This is a genomic window from Humiphilus diazotrophicus, from assembly GCF_059726315.1.
In genome coordinates this window covers 476,816-496,169 of record NZ_AP040870.1, presented here as the reverse complement: position 1 = coordinate 496,169, position 19,354 = coordinate 476,816, and the positions used below count along the sequence as shown (strand labels likewise).

Sequence of the window (19,354 nt, the reverse complement as noted above, 5' to 3'; positions counted from 1 at the left end):
AGTGTGGATGCACGCAAAAAGCAGGTTGGACAGCCGGAATCTTATGACGCGGTTTGAAATCCAGTCCATGACGTAAAAAGTGAATCGCAAATGGATTCCAGTTCTTTCACTCTATGGACAGAAGTGTGTTGTTCAAGTATGCGTTCACGGGCGGCCAGCGCCATTCTTTTTAGTTCCTCGTCGGATTGTTCAAGCGCCTGAATTACATCGTCAGCATCTTTGACAATGAGCAATTCCTCTGCTGGCCGGAAAAAAGTATCCAGCCCATCCCAGTCATCAGTCAGGATAGGTGCTCCACAAGCTGCTGCTTCGAAGAGTCTACCGGAGGGGCAATATCCGTAATCTGCCATCGCCCGGCGGGTGATATTCAATGTTGCCCGGCAGGAGCAGAAGAATGCCGGATGAAAGGAAGGTGGCATGTGCTTTACAAAAAAGATATTTTCAGTCCACGGGAAGTCTTGCGGGTACTGAGCTCCACCAATTAGGAATTTGTGATCGCTAAGTTGCCGCGCAGGTTCAACAAATAGAGACTCTAGCTTGGCCTGGCGATCTTTGGCGTAGGTCCCTAGATAGGACAAGTCTGCCCGGTATTCTTCGACAAGAGGAACCGGGAAATGGGCTTCTGGATCAGCGCTTCCATAAAGAGGTGCTACGCGCTTTGCTCCCAGTCGGTTTTTCAACTCATCGAGGGCGCGTCCACCGGTATAACTCAACACCAGGTCGAAATCGCTCAGGCCATGCGCAGGCAAATAATCGACATAATCTCCGTTATCAAGCCGGTCTAGAGTTACAGGCGTGTCTAGATCGTAGAAGGCCTTTATCTGGGCTTTCGAATCCAGAATCAGGTCGCAGGCTCTTGGTCCGTCTGGGCAATAGCTGGTAGTCATGACCAGGTCGGCGCCCTCAAGCTCCGATTTCGCACTAGGCATTACTTCGTCAAAACTGGAGTAGAGATGCAGCCTTCCACTTACGGGGAGGGAAAAGAAATCGCGATTGGCAGAATAATAGGGGACATCCTTCTCGTAAAAAGTGACCTGATGACCTCGTTCCGCAAATGCTTTACATAGTCCACGCCACAGGGTGGCATGTCCGTTACCCCACGACGAACTTATGGTGAGGCCGAAGATGACAATCTTCATTCGCTCGTTCCTCTCATGCTGAAGAAAGCGACATTTCTCAACGATTTCCGTCAGTGAAGAATCGGGAGTTCCCCTACTGCCTCTGATGTCTGAAGATTGCAGCCGGTTTGTACAAGAGACAAAAAGGGCTACCGATGGGAATATAGCCGGAGAGTGAGCAGCGGGAGGAAAGAAATAGGAAATTCAGTGGGTTCCAGACTTTTGGCAAATTCTGGAGCCCACTGCAGGGTCGATCCTCTTTGCTCCGTCGGTTCTACAACTCCTCCGTCGAGCCATGGGACGGAATGACTATCGGAACCGAGTATTCTTTCTTGAGCGCTTCGGCAAGTGCTGCCTGGGCCTTAGCTTCACCGTGGACCAGGAAGATCTTCTTGAGCGTTTTAGCGATTGGCCTTACCCATTCGACCAAATCATGTTGATCGGCGTGACCGCTTAGTTCATCCAGAATCGCTACCTCAGCTCTGAGGGCATAATGCTCGCCGAAGATAGGAACGGTTGTATTGTGCTCGGCGATGCGTCTTCCCAGCGTGTGCTCTGCCTGGTAGCCAGCTAGCAAAACTAGATTGCGGGAATCTTCCACTCCATTTTTCAGATGGTGAAGGATTCGGCCGCCTTCACACATGCCCGAGGAGGAGATAACGACAAATGGCTTCCGAATATCATTCAGCGCTTTGCTCTCTGCCGGGGTACGGAGGTATCTCAGCCTCTTGAATCCGAAGGGATCCGTTCCGTTTTCCAGGAATTTCATCGTCTCTTCGTCGAACTCTTCCGGATGGTTCCGGTATATATCTGTTACGTTTAGGGCAAGTGGGCTGTCTGCAAAGATTGGCACCGAGGGCAAGTGACCCTCTTCCATGAGTTCGTGCAGCAACAAGACAATCTGTTGCGTTCGTCCTACCGCGAACGACGGGACTATGACTCTGCCCCCTCGTGCGATGGTTTTGCCGATATAGTCTCTTAATTTTTCTTTGGCAGTTGTTAGCGTTGGGTGAAGGCGGTCTCCATAAGTGCTTTCGAGAATAAGATAATCGGCATCGCTGGGAGGCTCGGGATCTTTCGTGATTGGAAGGCTGGAGCGTCCTAAATCTCCGGAAAATATCAGACGTACCGTTCGCCCATTTTCGGTCAATTTCAGGTTGATAAAGGCTGAACCCAACAGATGCCCTGCGTTTTTCAGCGTAATCAGGACTCCCGGAGCGATTTCCCTCTCGACGGAATAATGGAGCGGGACAAACTGGCTGAGAACCCTTCTTACATCCTCGATCGTGTACAGTATCGGAACTGCCCCGTGGCTTCCATTTATATGGATTTCCTGCCAGCGTGATCTTCTCTGTTCGATATATTTCGTGTCTTGTTCCTGGAGGTGCGCACTGTCTGCCAGCATGTATTTGCACAACTCCATACTGGCGGGGCTAGTATGAATGGGCCCGTGAAAGCCTTGGTTCCCGAGCGTTGGCAGGTTTCCACTGTGGTCCAGATGGGAGTGTGACAAAATTACGGTGTTAATTTCTTCCGGGGAGAAAGGGAAGTTGCTGTTGCGGTCATAAGCGGCCTGACGTTTGCCTTGTATTAAGCCGCAATCCAGCAATATCCTCTGATTCCCAATCTGGAGTTCGTGCATTGATCCTGTAACTTGCTGTGCAGCGCCCCAAAACCTGACTTGCATTCTGCTTCCTTTCTCTACCCGTAGTTCTTCTTGTCAAAGAAGCGAAATTATACGCGTGGCATAAGGATTGAAGGAAAGTCCGGTCCTGTGGTACACGCCATCGCTTCGAAATCCTTTGTGAATACTCCATTAGTGATATCGGCAAGTGCCGCCTCTGCAAATATCGAAATCTACCGGTTCAAGGATGCTATGGCGTAATATGGGACCCGTCAGCTGGTGAGAGAAGTCCGGCGGTTTTGTTTAGAAGATTGTCGACGTCCCTCTATGTGAAGCTACTGTTATAGTACTAACTTAAAGTTCGATATGAAGCGTACCGTGCGTAAGCCAACGATTCTGGATGTGGCGAAAAAAGCTGGCGTAGGACTCATGACCGTCTCCCGCGTCATTAACAATAACGCTTCGGTCCGGCCTACCACTCGCAAGAAGGTTTTGGCTGCGATTGCCGAACTGGGTTATCGGCAGAATGAAGCGGCCCGTCTGCTAAAAGGACAGCGGGCTATGACCATCGGCCTGATCGTACCCGACCTGTCGGATGCCTTCTTTGCTTCCTGTGCTCATACTATCCAGCAGATAGCTCGTTCTCACGGATATATGACCTTGGTCTTTGCCTCGGAGCGCGATCCCGAACTGGAGATTCACGAGGCAGAATTAATGGCAGATCGCAAGGTTGCGGGCATGCTGATTGTGACCTCTGCCGAGGAAGATGATCGCCTTAAGGCGTTGCAGCAGTCAGGATTGGCGATTGTAGCCTTCGATCGGCCGCTTAGTGGGATCGATACGGATGCTGTTGTAGTCGAGAACAGACAGGGATCAGAGCACGCGGTTCGTCACTTAATCGAACATGGGCATCATAATATTGCCTGTTTTGGTTACGATCACTCCGTATATACCGTCCGTGAGCGCATTGAAGGCTATGCCAACTGTATGCGTGCCTCCGGACTGAAGCCTCAGGTTTTCCCAGAGATAAGTACCCTGGATGAGACTCATGCCTGGGTACAACGGGTGATGAAGAGCAAGGAAAGACCTACAGCAATCTTCTCTCTCAATCATCGCAGCTCGGTTCATCTGCTTCAGGCTCTTTCTCAAAAGAAGATCGCTATTCCTAAAGAAGTGGCACTGATCGGCTTCGATGACTTCGATCTTTCTTCGGTCGTCGTACCTTCTCTTACTACCGTAAGCCAGTCCCCGGTGGAACTTTCACGTCGTTCCATGGTGCTTTTATTGGAACGGCTTCAACATAATAATGAGGAAACTGAATTCACACCCGCAAAAATTGTATTGCCTGTGAAGTTAGTGATCCGTTCTTCCTGTGGCTGCACTCCAAAACAGGAGCCCAAAGTCTGAAGCAGGGTAGTCGCTTATGGCTGGACTTTGAGGCTGGGAACGGAATCCTAGAGACATTTCTCAGAAGAAGATCAAAAGAGCGGCTTAAACATTTTTGAAGTCTTTTAGGTCCTCTGATGGACCATGCTTAAGAACCTAAAAGACTCTAGGTTGCCGTGTAGCTTTGAGAACTGATGATGTGTTTCTTCCAAAAGAAGAAAGTCACACTTGCTATTCTCAGTTGAACTACAGCGGAACCTAAAATGTTCTAAATAGCCGCTCTTTAGGATTTATTCGTTAAGCTTTCTTGGCTCTTTTTGCCTTTGCCCACCGTTTGCGCTGACCTTCACGAATACGTTCAAGCGCTTCAGGACTTAAGGTCCGCTTGCCAGTTCTTCCACCGGCCTTAGGTGCCCGTGCAGTTCTTGTTGTTCTCTGGCTAGTCCGTCCGGATGTCGATCCAGTCAAAAGATTCTTTGCTTCTTCCAGACGTGCGATTTCAGCATCAATAGACGCAATTAGTGTCTGTGTATCCATATTTAAGCTATTCTCCCAAAGCATCTTACCATGCGTATATGTGATGCAGGTTTCTATCCATCAATTGGTATAGCAAATTTCCATTTGCGAATCTTCAATTTCTTGGTTCGTAAGACATCTGGAGTCACTCTGTTCAGCAGAGATAAGAGTAAGCAACGGTAATAGTAAAAGATGCCTGTGTGACTCTTAATCCCACCATCCCACCTTTTGGTTATTCGCAGGATTCGATACACCAATAAGAATTGCTCTGTGAGAGACGACTGTCCTCATACGTCCCGGAAATAGGCGGAGTGATTCACGAGTACAAGATGAAAAGAGGACTATAGGCCGATATCTTCATAGGGTGTTTTCCTGAGGAGACGTCTCTGTATGCGAATCAGGCAATAAGCCAATTCGGATAGTGAACCATATTGGTAATGACCTATTGCATAGCCCCAGGTATACAAAGCATAAACACCGAGGCTCAGGATTGAAAATGTTTAACTTTCATTTTTGTTTATAAAATTCCCAATTTTCGCGAGAAAACGAAAATAATTTTTAAAATCCTTGACAATGTCGCTTCAACAGTAAAAAATTGCTGCCGTTTGGAGATTATTCTTCAAACATAAATGTTAGTAAAAATGTGAGAGGTTGATGCTCCTGGAGAACCCCGGTTTGGGGTTTGCGGCAAAGGGACCGCTTTATTCAGAAGACGTCACCTTCAAAGTGGGGCTAGGTAAGGAGGAAGAAATGCGATACAAGAGCTTGCGCAATAGAAGCTTGCCTGTAGTACTTGTGCTGCTATTGGCTGTAGTGTCGGCTTTTGCTCAAGAAGATCGCGGAAGGATCAGTGGTTTGGTAAGCGATCCATCCGGAGCTGTCGTTCCAAAGGCCACGGTGACCCTCATGAGTGAGGACACCAATGTTGTCATGTCGAAGGACAGCAACGAAGCTGGTGCATACATTTTTGAATATTTGCTTCCTGGGCTTTACACCATCAGTGCAAACGCTCCAGGTTTCAAAGAAGTTATCATTGAGCATATCCGCGTCGAAGTAGCGGGGCACGTTGGTGTGCCGCTCAAGTTGGAAGTCGGTTCCAGTGCAGAAGCTGTAACCGTTACCGCAACCAACGTTTCACAGCTGAAGACAGAGGATGCCGTCATTGGTTTTACTGTGGAGTCTCGTTCAGCAGCAGAACTTCCACTACTTTTCAGCAACCCATATGAGTTGCAACTGCTCGCTCCTGGTGTAATCAGTACCAGTCTTACTACCGGCCAGCATACCTATGAAGGTGGTTCGGAAAGTGCTACTGTAAACGGCGCACAGAGTGGCCGCACTGAGTTCACCCTGGATGGTGCACCTAACACTCGCAATGGTGGTGCAGTTACAACTGCGTATGTTCCATCCCGTGACTTCATTGGTGAATTTCGTCTGATCACCTCTCCTTACGATGCTTCGATGGCTCATACTTCTGGCGGCTCCTTGGATACCAGCATCAAGTCTGGAACTAGTCAATACCATGGTGGCGTCAGTCTCTTCTACCAGGATCCCAATGTAGATGCTCCCCAATTTTCACAGGGAAAAGCTGCTGCTCCTTCACTCAAATATCATCGTGAGAGCGTAAATCTTGGTGGTCCAGTTGTTCCTCGGAAACTGTTTTTCTTTGGTGGATATGAGCATCAGTATAATCGTACCGCTGCCAGTACTACCACCCAAACTGTGCCCACCGTTGCTGAAAAGAAAGGCGATTTTTCAGCACTGCTTCCTCTCGGAACGGTTAAATCGCAGACCTACAAGTGTCCCTCGACAGGTAAGAACTTGACGACAGCGGCATTTAACTCGTATCAGATCTTTGATCCATACACGACCACTCCTGATCCGAATTGTTCCGGTCTCTTTATCCGTCAGCCCATTGCTGGCAACATCATTAACAATATCGATCCTATTGCGAAGAAGATCTTAAGCTACTACCCGGATCCCACCGGTTCTGCAACCCAGACAGCGAGCGGACAAAATAACTTTGTTTCTAACGCTGCGAACATTGACCGCTACTGGAATATCCTTGCTCGTTTGGACTACACCCTTTCGAGTAAGCAGAAGATGTTCGGTCATTACGTCATGAGTGATCGTGTTCAGCCTGGAAAGAATCTCTTTTTCCCGGGCGCAAGTGGCAAAACCAATATTCTTCGTAATAAGGGTGTGGTTGTTGACTACATTAACGCGCTTAGCGCCACAGATCTGTTGAATGTGCGCTATTCTGTAACACGCTTCTATACCAGTGCGACAATCGATGCAAAGACTACAGCAACCGATCTTGGTATCAACTCAAATGCGACAGCTGGAGTTCCGGATCTTGCGCTAGGTTTCCCGTATGTTAATATCGGCGGATTCGCCACCCTAGGCAATGCTGATCCAAGCTTTGAGGCGGATACCATTCATGATGCACAGGCTAACTACAGCAAGAGCTTTAGTCGTCATCAGTTCAGAACCGGAGCTGAATGGCGTTTATATCAAGCCAATCAAGCAGATTACACAAATTCCAAGCTTTATATTCAATCGACGGGAACCTATACGCTGGGACCGTCGAGCTCATTGGCTGCGTCTCCAATCGGACAAGCTTTAGCTGGATTTGAATTGGGAATCGCTGAATCCACAAAGCAAACTCAACCCGCAAGGACAGCTAACAATACGACCTACTTGTCTGGCTTCGTTCAGGATGATTGGAAGGCAACTCCAAAACTAACCCTGAACTTTGGTGTCCGCTATGAGTATTTCGGACCTACCACTGAACGTAATGGAAAAAGCATTACCTATTTTGATACCGACGTCGCAAGCCCGATTGCGGCTCAGGCAATTGCAAACTATGCGGCAAAGTCTTCGGCTGCAGAACAGGCACTTGTTCCTGTTTCGAAGTTTGCCGTCAATGGGGGAGTCCGCTATGCGAAACCCGGTCAAGGACTCTGGAATTCACAGAAGGCGAATTTCTCTCCGCGGTTTGGGTTTTCTTATAACCCAATTCCTCGGCTAGTGGTGCGTGGTGGGTTTGGCATCTTCTACCAGCACATTGCAGAATATGTTCAATATGGAAATCCGATCGGTTTCTCCCAAACAACTAACACAGTCGCAACCACCAATAACGGTCAAACCTTTATTGCCACTTTGGCAAATCCGTTTCCAAATGGATTGACTGCGCCGTCTGGGAATTCCAATGGCTTGCTGCAGAGTATAGGGCAGACCATTTCACAGTGGTATCCACGGAATCCTATAAGTCCTTATAGCGAACATTACTCATTTGGTTTCCAGTATGCGCTTCCGGCGGATCTGACCTTTGAGGCCAACTATGTTGGGGCTCTTGGCCGTCGCTTACGCATCACCCGCGACTTTAACGCTGTTCCTGACAGCATTCTGAGCACGGATCCGGTCCGTACTCAGAATATGACAAATCTGAATACCGCGTTGAATGCGGGCTATCCAAATCCGTTTCAAGGGATCTCGTTCCCAGGAACATCGACGCTGATGACCGGAAATACGATCTCTGGGAGCCAACTTCTTAAGCCGTTCCCCGCATTTACCGGTGTGACTGCTGGTGATGAGGTTGGTATTAGTAACTATCAGGGCGTACAGATGTCAGTCCAGAAACGTTTCTCTCATGGTTACAACATGAGTGTTGTGTATAGCTGGTCGCGCTTGCTGGATGCCTTGCAGTATCTGAATGCCGGTGATGCGAAGCCCTGGTATGGCACTTCGAACACCGATTATCCTCATATCCTTTCGGTGGCCGGCATCTATGAATTGCCTTTCGGACGTGGAAAGATGTTCCTCAGCTCCATGCCGATTTGGGCAGACAAGATGATTCATGGATTCCAGGTTCAGGGAACTTACCGCATCCAGAGTGGACAGCCGCTCAGCTTTAACCTTGCTGGAACATCCTTGAAGTCGGGAGCGAAATATTCCGACATTAAGGGACCTTCAGTACACAACTATAGCCAATGGTTTAATACACACGCCTTCTTGAATCTTAACGATACTAAGGGCACAGCCATTAACTTCGGGAACGATCAGCAACTCGTATCTAATCTCCGCGTGTTCCCCTATCGCTTTAACAATGTGCGCCAGGATTATCAGAACCTGCTGAACGTTGGCGCTATGAAGAAGTTTAAGGCTTACCAAGACCGAATCAGCATGAGTCTTCGTGGTGAAGCGATCAATGTGATGAACCACCAAGTTTATTCAGCTCCGAATACTGATCCATCTAGTGCAAGCTTTGGATTGATTGGGGGACCTGGTAACCAGTCTCGTCAGTTGCAGTTTGCGATTGAGGCTAACTTCTAACGCAGGGAGGTTCTGCCTCCCTGATTACCTAATTCGGTATTCTTCCATTGGGGCTTGATAGTAGCTTCATTCGTAGCGAGAGTCCCACTAGCCACATAAATGGCCGTTCATAACTGAACGGCCATTTTTCTAATTACACGTTCAGAATCACCTGGATACGAAAACACTATAGGATTGATATACACTGCGTTGCTTTGTTCGAAGCAAGAAGAGAGTTGAACGATGGTAAAGGTGTCGAGATGTATTGGCTTGTTTTTAGTAAGCCTGAATTTGCAGCTAATAGCTCAGACCGTATCTCCTGCTGGCGAACTCGATCCCTCCCGATCCATCCTTTCTCCTCAGGTCATTTCCAAATCACATAGACCACTGCCTGAGCAATATATCTGGACAGAAAACGATGCAGCAGTCCTGTCTGAAAAGACTGTCTCCTTGATTCGTCGAAACGAGTCCAAGATTGATCCTCATTATTTCCGGAGTTCATTTGTCCTCACGGAAGTTCCGAGAGAGGTGTCTGTCTATATTGCTGGTCCACGTTCGGCGCGAGTTTTCCTGAACGGCCAGCTTGTTGCAGATCTTCATTGTGAAGGTGGACATCACTTTACCTTCCGCACTATGACGGCTTCTGTTCAGAAGTTCTTACATCCCGGGAAGAATATTCTTGCGATTGAAGCAGTCCGCGGATATGGGAGCCATCACCATACGAATAGCCTTATGACCTCGTGGATAAACTCCGGAGAGATCCTGGCAGTAAAGATTGTTCCTGCGTCAGCCGGGGTTGATGCAAAGCCTCTGGCTATTAGCGATCAGGATTGGAAGAGCAGGCTGCATGCTCCGGCGGGATGGGAATCGGCTGGCTTCAATGATACAGATTGGCCGAAGGTTCATAGCCTTGGTTCAGTTGAAGGGAATAATGACTTCTTTCAGTGGAATGCCGATACCGGAATGTATTCCTGGCCCGGCTATCGAGGCGAAGCTCCGTTTCTGGCGAATTACCGAATGCCACCGGCGAAGGTAGAGAAGGTAGGAGCTGGCTCAGCAGTAATTCGTAATGAATCAGCTTTGCTCCGTTATAAAGAAGCGAAGCAAGCCAATACCTTTTCCGTGGATCTTTCTAAGGTGGATGAGTCTACTGGACTCCTTCTTGATTTTGGCCGTGAAGTTCGAGGAAGAGTTGTCGTTGAATCTGCCTCAAGCGTGCCGGTTCTTGTCACCCTTCAGTATGGCGAATTAATGGGTGAGCTGACGAAAGCACCCTTTCTTGGCGTCAACCCACTGGCGATTCCGGTTCTCGGAGAAGCTCATGGCCCGAAATCTGCTTTTCGCTATGCACTGATTCGTTTTCCGCATGGCCAAGGCACTGCCTCTTTTAGAAATATCTATTTGGACGGGATCTATTATCCGGTTCAATATTCCGGTACGTTTGTCTCTTCGGATCCACGGCTCAATAAGATCTGGGAAGTTGGTGCGTATACCGCTCATCTTTGCATGCAGGACAGCATCTGGGACGGTGCGAAGCGCGATAGTGGCCGCTGGATGGGCGATATGGAAGTTATCGATCGCATCATTGCCGATGTTTTCGGTGATCAGCGCATGATGAAAGAAGCTCTGGAACAGCTCTTGGGACCTGCTCCGGTTACAGAACATGTGAATGGTCTTCCTGGGTATTCTGCCTGGTGGGTTGTTGCCGAGGCACAGTACTATCGTCGCTTCGGTGACAGAGACCAATTGAAATCGATACAGCAGCGATTGCCCCAACTTCTATCGGTGATGGAAAAGGAATTGGACGCGCGTGGGCTCTATGTTGCAGCTTCCGGACAGAAGCCCTTTGTAGACTGGTCGAAGGAATTCGAGCGTGATACTCCTGAAGCGAGAAGGGCGATGCATCTTGAGTATTTGTTTGCGTATCGGGAAGCTGTGTGGCTATTCCGGCAGATGGGCTACGGCAAAGATGCGGATTACTGGAGCGCCCGGGCAGATCAGCTTTCTGCTGCAGCGAGGAAATATCTGGTCGATGACAATCTCCAAACCTACGGGGATCGATGGCAGACGAATGCTCTGGCTTTGCTCTCCGGCGCGGCTACAGATGAGCAGCGGGGAAGTATTTGGTCGCGAGTTCTATCCCGCACGGTGACAGAACGCCGCCCTGGAGATGTGATCACTCCGTATTTTGGTTACTACGTTTTGGCGGCAATGGCCCAGACCGGACATCGCTCCGAAGCCTTACAGTGGATTCGTTCCTATTGGGGTGGCATGCTGGATGAGGGCGCTACCAGTTTTTGGGAAGCATACGATTCGGCCTGGCCAAAAGATGATCCACACGCACATCTCGAGGCTGATAATAAGGTCGGCTACTACACAAGTCTGGCTCATGCCTGGTCAGGTGGGCCAACATCATGGATGATGGAGGAGATTCTGGGACTGACTGCTCTAGAGCCTGGTTTCGATAAGGTCCAGATTCGGCCGGATCTTGCAGGTCTGGCGTGGGCGAAGGGATCACTCCCAACTCCACATGGGATAATCCGGGTGAACGTGGAAGGCGCTGGTAAGCTATCCGTCGACTTGCCTTCAGGGACTCAAGCAGATATTTTGCTTCCGGCGAAAGCTGGTGCGTCTCATGTCTGGATTAACAATCATCCTGTTGAAGGGGGAGCTGCTGAAAATGGAACACGAGTAAGTGTAACTTTGCGGCAGATGGGACATTTTGTTTTAACGGTGCAGTAAGGGGGGATTCGTGCTTCGCTTTGGAAGAAGAGGAATTGTAGCTTTAGTTTTTACAATGACCTTGGCCGCATACGGGCAGAAGGTTCAGGAGTTTATCTATGAACCCGGTTCCGCGCCATTTCCGCAGAGTCATGCTTCAACGATTGTCGAGTTGAAGAATGGAGAAATGATGTCTGCGTGGTTTGGTGGAACTCGCGAGCGTGATCCCGATGTTGCTATCTGGAGTTCCCGCCAAGTAGGAGGAAAGTGGCAAGCTCCCGTGGAGCTCGTGCGCGAACCCAAGATTGCTTGCTGGAATCCCGTGCTCTTCCACACCAAGGATGGACGCCTGTGGCTCTACTATAAGTTTGGTCCTAGTCCGGGTAACTGGTCTGCAGGTCGTCTCTATAGTGACGACGAGGGAAAGACTTGGTCCCCAGCGGAACATTTACCAGCTGGCTTATTGGGACCTATCCGCGTAAAACCTCTCATCCTCGAGGATGGAACTATTCTTAGTGGCTCTTCTGTTGAGGCATACGAAACCTGGGCTGCATGGATTGAGCGTAGCGCTGACAACGGAAAGACATGGGTCAAGATCGGTCCAATTACTGTTCCTGATTCTCTCGATATTCCAGATGAAGGCGTAAAGAAGGCCAGCACTGAGGTTGGAGAAATAGGTTCCGGAGAGGATAGCGGAGCAAAGACCAAAATCTACCCTCCCGCCAAATCAACCATCGGAATTATTCAGCCAACCTTGGTTCCCACGGGCGGACATCATATCCGTCTCTATGCGCGTTCGCATACCAAGGCTGCACGAATTGCTGTTGCCGATTCTCAGGATGATGGCCAAACCTGGACTCAAGCTCGCTATCTGGATCTTCCTAATCCCAATTCCGGAATTGATGCCGTGCGGCTCAAAGACGGTCGTATCGTGATGATCTATAACCACAGCTATAACAAGAGGACTCCATTGAATCTGGCCGTGAGTAAAGACGGGGAGCATTTCAAGATGTTCACCACCTTGGAAAATGGTTCCGGACAGTATTCCTATCCCGCAATTATTCAAGATTCACATGGGGATCTGAATATGACCTACACCTTTCAGAGGAGGACCATCAAGTACGTAAAGATTCCTTTGAATGAGGTTCCTCAATAGGGATCAATAGCGACATGGGATTCGCAGCGCTATGGCCTGGTCAAGATGAAGAAATACAGCCTTCCACCTTTCCGGCAAGCCTAAGACAGGTTTGCCGGAAACCCGCCTTGTCCGAAGCTGGGCGAACATTTCAAGGGATTTCCTAAATAGATTTTTCGAATGGAAATAATCTGAAATTATAAAAGTTATTTATTTTTATTGTTGACTCTGCAATGTGCGATCACCTAGCTTGATTCGTTGGTTTCTATCCTGTCTTTCAATGCGCAGGATGTAAGGGTGAAGAAAAGGTGAGAAGAATAACTGTCTTCCTGGCGATGTTTATCGCAGCGGGTACCTGGGGCGCAGCTCAGGAATCCCTGCACATCAGCCATAAGTACCAGAACGTCGATGCGCAGAGTTTGATCGGGCTTCCAATGGGGAATCACAAAACGATCATTGATCGTCAGGGAAATCTCCAGTGGTCCCAGTGGAGTCTTGCACGCAAGGGGCTGGATGTCACCTTTGGATTCAGCAATCAACTGGATGGCGGATTAGGTATCGAGTTGTCGACAGTGGGGCAGGGGGGTAAGAAGGTATCGCTCACTGCAACACATCAGGATTTGGATCAGGGAAGATATCCCTTCGTTATCACGAGTCTGGAAGGTGGCGGAATTTTTGCGGAGGAGACCGCATTTGCCGCCACCATCGGGAGTCAAGGTCTGGATGTGGTTCAGATCACGGCAACCAATCGGGGCAGCGAGGAGTTGCCGCTGGAACTGCGGTTAAGCGGTAAGCAGCGGAATCTCCCGGCCTTTGTCTCAGATGCCACTCTGGCGACGCACGATGGCCTTCTGCTGGCATCTCTGGCTCCCGCAGCCTCTGCGCAAAAGAGTGGCGACCCGTATGTCCTTTTGGCGAAGCAGACGGTTCCTGCACATAAGAGCATTAGCTTCCTGGTAAGAGTTCCCTATGAGCTGCCAGCCAGCCAACTGCAGAAAGTCGAAAGCGGAAGCAGGCAGGAGCTATTAGGAAAAGCCAGACAGTCCTGGGATGAATTCTGGGCCAAAGGCATGAAACTGGAGCTACCGGCACGAGAAAAAGAGCTGCTGGATTTCTATCTTTCCTCGTTGGCATATGTTTTTATCCTGACGGAGCGGGATGCTAAGGGCGAGCTCTGGGCTCTGGATGGACCTGCTCTTTATCGCGAGTTCTGGGGGCGGGGAGAGTATTTTCAAGGCCGGGCTATGGCTATTGCCGGCTATCCTGAGATCGATACGGAATCGGTACGTCATACCTTCTCTTTGCAGAAAGAGGACGGAGAGTGGGATTGGCCTGTCACCAGCGGCTGGCCAGCGTGGGATAACATCGGAGGCAATGCCGGTGCGGTATGGGACGTCTATCTTTTCACCAGAGACAAGAAATGGCTTAGTGAAGCCTATCCTTATGTGGCCCGAGCTGCTGAGTGGGTCAATCTACACAGGGAGGAGTCTCAAGTTCCTTCGGATGCTTCTGTGGCAACCCAGCCCATTCGTCGTCAAATTCCCAACAAATGCATGGACGAACCCGAACCAAAGCTGAAGTCGGGAGAAAAGCCATACTGGTGGGGACTGTTGCCGTGGAGCTATGGAGATAGCGGATTGCCGCCGGGACACCCATTCCCGCATAACATGTGGGCTCTCTACACAATGAAAGTCGCACAGAAAGCGGCTATTGAGCTTGGGAAAAAGGAAGACGCCGAACGGTATGGCCGCCTCTATGCCGATTATAAGGAGGCGATCTTAACCTCGATGAAACGTGCCATCAGTCTGGAGAAGGAGGATGCTCCCTATCTTCCCGCAATGCCTACCTATCCGGATGCTGGCGTTTCCCAAAGCTTCGTGGCTGTTTATCCAACCGATCTCTTGAAGGCAGATGATCTATGGGTGACCAACTTACTAAAGAGGATGGAGAAGGCCGAGTTGCATGGATTGCCGACGTATATGGCCTGGCTCGGACCAAGCGGAGTTTGGCCCGGTGAATCTATGAACGTTGCCGAGACATACCTTCGCAGAGGAGATGTTTCGAAGACTGTGAGCCTCCTGCTGGCAGCTTTGGAGCACTCCTATGAGACGAAGGTCTGGAAAGAAGAGATTAAGGTCGATAAGCGGCTTCCGGTTGCCTGCCTTGTAGGGAATTCGAAGAATGTCGAAAATCAACATGGCACGGGCGATATGCCTGAGGCTTGGGCCAATGCGAATCTTGTAGCCTTGGTTCGGGATATGTTGCTGCGCGAGGAAGACGATAAGCTCTTTTTACTTTCGGGCATTCCTGCAAACTGGATTCAACCCGGAGAACACATCTCCGTAGCTTCAGCTCCGACAACCTTAGGCGGAAATGTTTCTTATCGTTTGGATTATCTTGCACAGGATCAGATGAAGCTGCATCTGGAGCTTCCGGGTAAAGAAGCTTCTTTGCAAATTCGTTTTCCTCTAGCGGAAGGGAAGAGTCTGCGCGGAGTGACCCTTAACGGAAAGGCCGTTCAGAGCTTTAAGGGGGATACCGTAACTCTGGCCAACTATTCCGGAGCAGGGGATATTCAGGTTTCGTTTTAGTCGGACAGAATTTCGGAAAGTACGGGTCTTCACGTCGGCTGTCGTGGCAGGTCTTCCATCCTCCACGACAGCTTTGTTTTCGAGCCTGAGAGGCCTGAGAGGCCTGAGAGCACGAGGCTGCCGGGCGCTATAGTCCGGCCGGATAGAATCAACTGGGAGTCATTTCCTCTATCGCCGTTTTCTGGCCACCAAAAAGCCCCATTCGATTTCGAATGAGGCTTTTGGAATATTTCAGATCCAGAATCTAGCTAGCTTTAAAGAAGCGATCGGCTATTTCCTTGGCTGCACGAACCACGCCTTCAGAAATCTCTTTCTCGCGTTCGGAAGTCATTCTGATGGTTGGAGTCGAGATGCTCAGTGCTGCAACGACATGACCACCTTTAGCCGGAACAATGGCTGCTCCAAAGCAAATACCGCCAATCATCGACTCTTCGCGGTCGCAAGCAAAACCCTGTTTGCGAATCTGCTCGAACTCACGAAGCAGGGACTGGCGATCTGTGATAGTCGTTTCAGTTCTACGAGTGAGGCCATAGCTTTCCAGAATCTGATCGACAACTTCATTCGACTGATGTGCTGTAATGGCCTTGCCCATTGCACTGCAGTGCGGGGGCAAGACTCGGCCTGGCTTGTTGGAGACCCGAATTTCATGGAAGGTTTCGACAACACTTAGGACCTGAATCCGCGACTCGAAGAGATAGGCGAAGCTAACTGTTTCGTTGAAGCGGCTGGCCAGGGCCTGGAGGTCGGGTTGCACCGCATTCTTCAGTCTTTCTGCACGTTCTGCAACACGCCCATACAATACTCGATGCGAAAGCTGATAGGTTCCATCACTATCCTGATCCAAATAGCCACGTCTTTGCAGGGTCAATAGGACTCGAAAGAGTGAAGACTCAGGCAATTCGATAATACGGCTGATTTCTGTGAGCGACAGGCGTGGCCTTTCATCGGAAAAGCACTCCATGACGTCCAAAGCCCGGCCAATCGTTCGCGAGTAGTACTGCTCGTCGTCTTGTCCTTCGGTTTTGGGCCTACGCCGGCGTTGAGGCGGAGCTACCTTGTTTTTGACCATAGCTTACGTTACCTAAAGATTTGAGTTTAGCAGAGCTTTCCGTCATGCTCATTTTTTCTCATGCTGACGGTGTAATTTTCAGTACATCGTTAAGCAAGGGGATTGGAACGCTTAGATTTCAGTTAGCGATAAAGCGCTTCAGTTCCTCAATTTTCAAACAACCAATCCAGATCCGGTGGTTGACCAGTATCGGAATTACCAAAAAATCCTATGCGCGGTGTGATCTTGGTATTCGGGGGGACAAATCCCAAGACTACATAAGCACCTTTCCCAATGTCGAGATCAATTTTGCCTGCCGGAAGCGTACGGCTCCAGATCGCGAGCGATGGATTTCCTTGAGCCTCCACCCCGTTCACAGTCTGTAGCTCCCATCCCGATCCCTTGAGACCGGCTGGAGGATGATTCTTCGATGCCGTTTTATAGAATCCGACGAGGATCTCCGCGGGCTTGTCGAGAGTAAGGTGCAGTTGAACTCCTTTATCGTTCGCTTTATCCCGTGCGATACGGACACCGGTCAAACCTTTTATTTCAGGTAATAACTGAGTAATAACTGCATCTGTATCCGTAAAGAGTTTCGCTCCTGTATCGACGGAGAACGTTTCTAGCTCTCCTGTCGGGGAAGCATTTCCTGTCAGATGAAAGGATATGGAAGCGGCTGGTTTTGTGCTACTCACCGCCGTGTTATTTGCCGTATCCAGCCAATGGAGACGTTCTTTAAAAATCTCTAGCTCCTTTTCGTAAGCCGGAAGACAATCTCTCCAGTGAGTGTATTCCCCAGGGGCTCCGGGGAAGGGAATCTGCCTCTGTGCCGTATGTAAACTTGTTCCTTGACGATATGTCTTATCTGTTAGTGCCACAAGTTGTCGATAGAATTCGACACTGCTGGTCAGCAACTTTTCTGCCTGATCCAGATGTTCCCGTTGGCGATCGTATCCATACAGCATTACAAGTTCGGCTGCCTGAGTCTTTGCGTTGTAATACTGCATTAAGACATGAATGGCACGCATGTCATTTAGAAAGCGCTGGTATTCCTCGCGATTACGAGTGACATAAGGTGCAGCATCTTCTGCTGCTTTTACGGCTTTTGCAGCTGAATCTGTTACTTCTGCGGCAATACCCAGAGGTGTTTGGCCCTGATGTGGCTGATGAAGCCATTCTTTTCGCACATAGTCGTAAAGACGCTCTCCGGGAGGGGCATCCCCGGTCCAAAGGTCCTCTGCAGGTCCGTAGCGGTTAGCGTCGATCAACTGTGGCATCAGCATACCAAGCGCAAAGGCCTGGCGATTACCTTCAGTGATTCCAATCCGTGGGAGTAGCCCCGGAGCGGCGATTCCGGATAGGTTATAAGCGGCAAGCAATCTTTCGCCAGCTTGCTCATTGCCGTACTTTTCTCCGATTCGTGCCGCCCAATAGCGTCCTTCTGCATTGGAATCACGATTAGGGTTCCATGCATAGCGTGCCCAGGCTTCAAACCAGATCCAGTCTCTATCGGTTTGCTGCAACAATGGCTGCGCATTGTCAGCTGAGTACGGCCAATCCCAATAACGCAAGGGATACACATGAACTCCGCCTATTCCGATCCGCTGAAAGTTAAAGATGCACTTTCGAATAAAGTCGGGAGATCCCCAGCGAAAAGGTTCCAGATTGGCCAGGATATGAATGTTCGCGATATCTACGGAAGCAAGATTGGTTAGACGTGAGGTCTTTTCTCTGACCTTCCCTCGCTCGTCGTACCAAGTGAGCGATTCTCCCGTCCATTTCTGCATGATATCGATGTTGTGATAAAGGGGCTTCGCTGCTTCCATAGCAGCGTCGATATCGGTAGCATGTGCCCTGACGACAAGAGGTGGTTCGGTTGTAGAACCTATTTGCCGCAAGCCGTCCTTCACTCCAGGGATAATGGTCTTTGTAAGCCATTCAGCTCCGTATTCCGGACGCATCGCTTCACCGAGAGTCATTAATAACCCTACATTAGGATACTGGCGAATGAATTCAGAGACGGCATAACGCGTGTATTCGCTGGCTAGCTCATTAGGTTGCGAGAGATGGTAGGGAAGTTTATGTGCCCTGGCAAAAGGATGGGAGAGGTGAATGTTATAAAAGCCCTGTACTACCCAGATCCCACGGCGATCCGCCTCGTGGGTAAGCCACTTGAATAGCTCGATGTTCTGCTCTAGTTGAGCGTCGGGGAGTTCCTGCGCTTCCGGATACTTTGGCAGCTTGAGTAGTGAAGTAAATGGATGACCATTCCATAGATAGAGAGTGTTCATCCGGTTTTCGACAAGAAAGTCTAGATACTTAGTCCATGCCGCTTTGTCGTAGAAGAAAGGAAAATCCTTCGGCGTGTATGGATAATCGTACTCGCCGCCTTCATAGGTGATTTCCATCTTCTGCATCCCGATGCAGGTTCCACGCAGACTAAGGAGGGGATGGTCTTCGAAATCCAATTCCGCCGGAAGTGCGTTACTGGTACGGATCCGATTGATGAGCTCCAGACTTCCATATAAGACTCCGGAACTGTCGCTGCCAGTAACGATCCAAGTGTCCCCAATCTTGCGAAGGAGGAAGGCTTCTGTAGCTCCAGGCCAGAAGTGGGGCAGGTTATAGCTTGTGAGCAACTGCGAATTACGTACTGCTACCAGGATCTTCCCTTGTGATCCCGGTGCAGACAAGGACGGAATGCCTGCCAATACAGTACGAATTCGCTCTGCCGCATACAACTCGCGAGGGGAAGCGTCTTTCGGCGTTACAACCTCTACTGACGCCAACGCCCGATTAGGCGCGATTCCAGACGAAAGTGCCAGTAAAAGTAGGCACTTACCCCAGTGGGGCAAAGTTCGAAAGTGTTTCAAAGGTGCGATCAGAGATGCCATTATCCGTCCT

Annotated in this window: 10 protein-coding genes; 5 read left to right on the top strand and 5 right to left on the bottom strand. The window is 49.7% G+C overall.

Features of this window, described 5'->3' with window-relative positions:
• Positions 1-41 precede the first annotated feature (41 nt).
• Both AC6I7T_RS03780 and AC6I7T_RS03775 read right to left on the bottom strand, forming a co-directional pair.
• Positions 42-1,139 (bottom strand): CgeB family protein, encoded by a 1,098-nt coding sequence (locus AC6I7T_RS03780; RefSeq protein ID WP_497791974.1) that lies wholly within the window; start codon positions 1,137-1,139, stop codon positions 42-44.
• 253 nt (positions 1,140-1,392) lie between these two features.
• Positions 1,393-2,805 carry an MBL fold metallo-hydrolase RNA specificity domain-containing protein gene (locus tag AC6I7T_RS03775; RefSeq protein WP_497791973.1) on the bottom strand — a complete coding sequence of 471 codons (1,413 nt, stop codon included), beginning with the start codon at positions 2,803-2,805 and terminating at the stop codon, positions 1,393-1,395.
• Positions 2,806-3,108: 303 nt separating this feature from the next.
• Between AC6I7T_RS03775 and AC6I7T_RS03770 the strand changes: the two genes are divergently transcribed.
• A complete protein-coding gene (locus AC6I7T_RS03770) occupies positions 3,109-4,149 on the top strand; it encodes a LacI family DNA-binding transcriptional regulator (RefSeq protein WP_497791972.1) in 1,041 nt (346 codons plus the stop codon).
• A gap of 276 nt (positions 4,150-4,425) precedes the next feature.
• Here the strand turns inward: AC6I7T_RS03770 and AC6I7T_RS03765 are convergent, their stop codons facing one another.
• A complete protein-coding gene (locus tag AC6I7T_RS03765; protein ID WP_497791971.1) occupies positions 4,426-4,665 on the bottom strand; it encodes a hypothetical protein in 240 nt (79 codons plus the stop codon).
• A 729-nt stretch (positions 4,666-5,394) separates the two neighbouring features.
• Here AC6I7T_RS03765 and AC6I7T_RS03760 point away from each other — a divergent pair.
• The 4 genes from AC6I7T_RS03760 to AC6I7T_RS03745 all read left to right on the top strand — a co-directional run bounded on the left by AC6I7T_RS03760 (position 5,395) and on the right by AC6I7T_RS03745 (position 15,402).
• Entirely contained in the window at positions 5,395-8,976 is a 3,582-nt protein-coding gene (locus tag AC6I7T_RS03760; protein ID WP_497791970.1) for a carboxypeptidase-like regulatory domain-containing protein, read from the top strand.
• 249 nt (positions 8,977-9,225) lie between these two features.
• Positions 9,226-11,697, top strand: coding sequence for an alpha-L-rhamnosidase-related protein (locus tag AC6I7T_RS03755; RefSeq protein ID WP_497791969.1), 2,472 nt, complete (start codon positions 9,226-9,228; stop codon positions 11,695-11,697).
• A gap of 55 nt (positions 11,698-11,752) precedes the next feature.
• Positions 11,753-12,832 (top strand): sialidase family protein, encoded by a 1,080-nt coding sequence (locus AC6I7T_RS03750; RefSeq protein WP_497791968.1) that lies wholly within the window; start codon positions 11,753-11,755, stop codon positions 12,830-12,832.
• Between the two features lie 287 nt (positions 12,833-13,119).
• On the top strand, positions 13,120-15,402 hold the full coding sequence (locus AC6I7T_RS03745) for a hypothetical protein (protein ID WP_497791967.1): 2,283 nt from the start codon (positions 13,120-13,122) through the stop codon (positions 15,400-15,402).
• A 244-nt stretch (positions 15,403-15,646) separates the two neighbouring features.
• On the opposite strand, the gene AC6I7T_RS03740 is transcribed toward AC6I7T_RS03745, so the two are convergent.
• Both AC6I7T_RS03740 and AC6I7T_RS03735 read right to left on the bottom strand, forming a co-directional pair.
• Entirely contained in the window at positions 15,647-16,471 is an 825-nt protein-coding gene (locus tag AC6I7T_RS03740) for an IclR family transcriptional regulator (RefSeq protein WP_497791965.1), read from the bottom strand.
• A 146-nt stretch (positions 16,472-16,617) separates the two neighbouring features.
• Positions 16,618-19,344, bottom strand: coding sequence for a beta-N-acetylhexosaminidase family protein (locus AC6I7T_RS03735; protein WP_497791964.1), 2,727 nt, complete (start codon positions 19,342-19,344; stop codon positions 16,618-16,620).
• Positions 19,345-19,354 lie beyond the last annotated feature (10 nt).

Excerpts from the sequence above, each read along its gene's own strand:
- AC6I7T_RS03770 (WP_497791972.1), top strand. The coding sequence starts at position 3,109 with ATGAAGCGTACCGTGCGTAAGCCAACGATTCTGGATGTGGCGAAAAAA.
- AC6I7T_RS03775 (WP_497791973.1), bottom strand. The coding sequence starts at position 2,805 with ATGCAAGTCAGGTTTTGGGGCGCTGCACAGCAAGTTACAGGATCAATG.
- AC6I7T_RS03780 (WP_497791974.1), bottom strand. The coding sequence starts at position 1,139 with ATGAAGATTGTCATCTTCGGCCTCACCATAAGTTCGTCGTGGGGTAAC.
- AC6I7T_RS03765 (WP_497791971.1), bottom strand. The coding sequence starts at position 4,665 with ATGGATACACAGACACTAATTGCGTCTATTGATGCTGAAATCGCACGT.
- AC6I7T_RS03740 (WP_497791965.1), bottom strand. The coding sequence starts at position 16,471 with ATGGTCAAAAACAAGGTAGCTCCGCCTCAACGCCGGCGTAGGCCCAAA.
- AC6I7T_RS03750 (WP_497791968.1), top strand. The coding sequence starts at position 11,753 with ATGACCTTGGCCGCATACGGGCAGAAGGTTCAGGAGTTTATCTATGAA.
- AC6I7T_RS03735 (WP_497791964.1), bottom strand. The coding sequence starts at position 19,344 with ATGGCATCTCTGATCGCACCTTTGAAACACTTTCGAACTTTGCCCCAC.
- AC6I7T_RS03760 (WP_497791970.1), top strand. The coding sequence starts at position 5,395 with ATGCGATACAAGAGCTTGCGCAATAGAAGCTTGCCTGTAGTACTTGTG.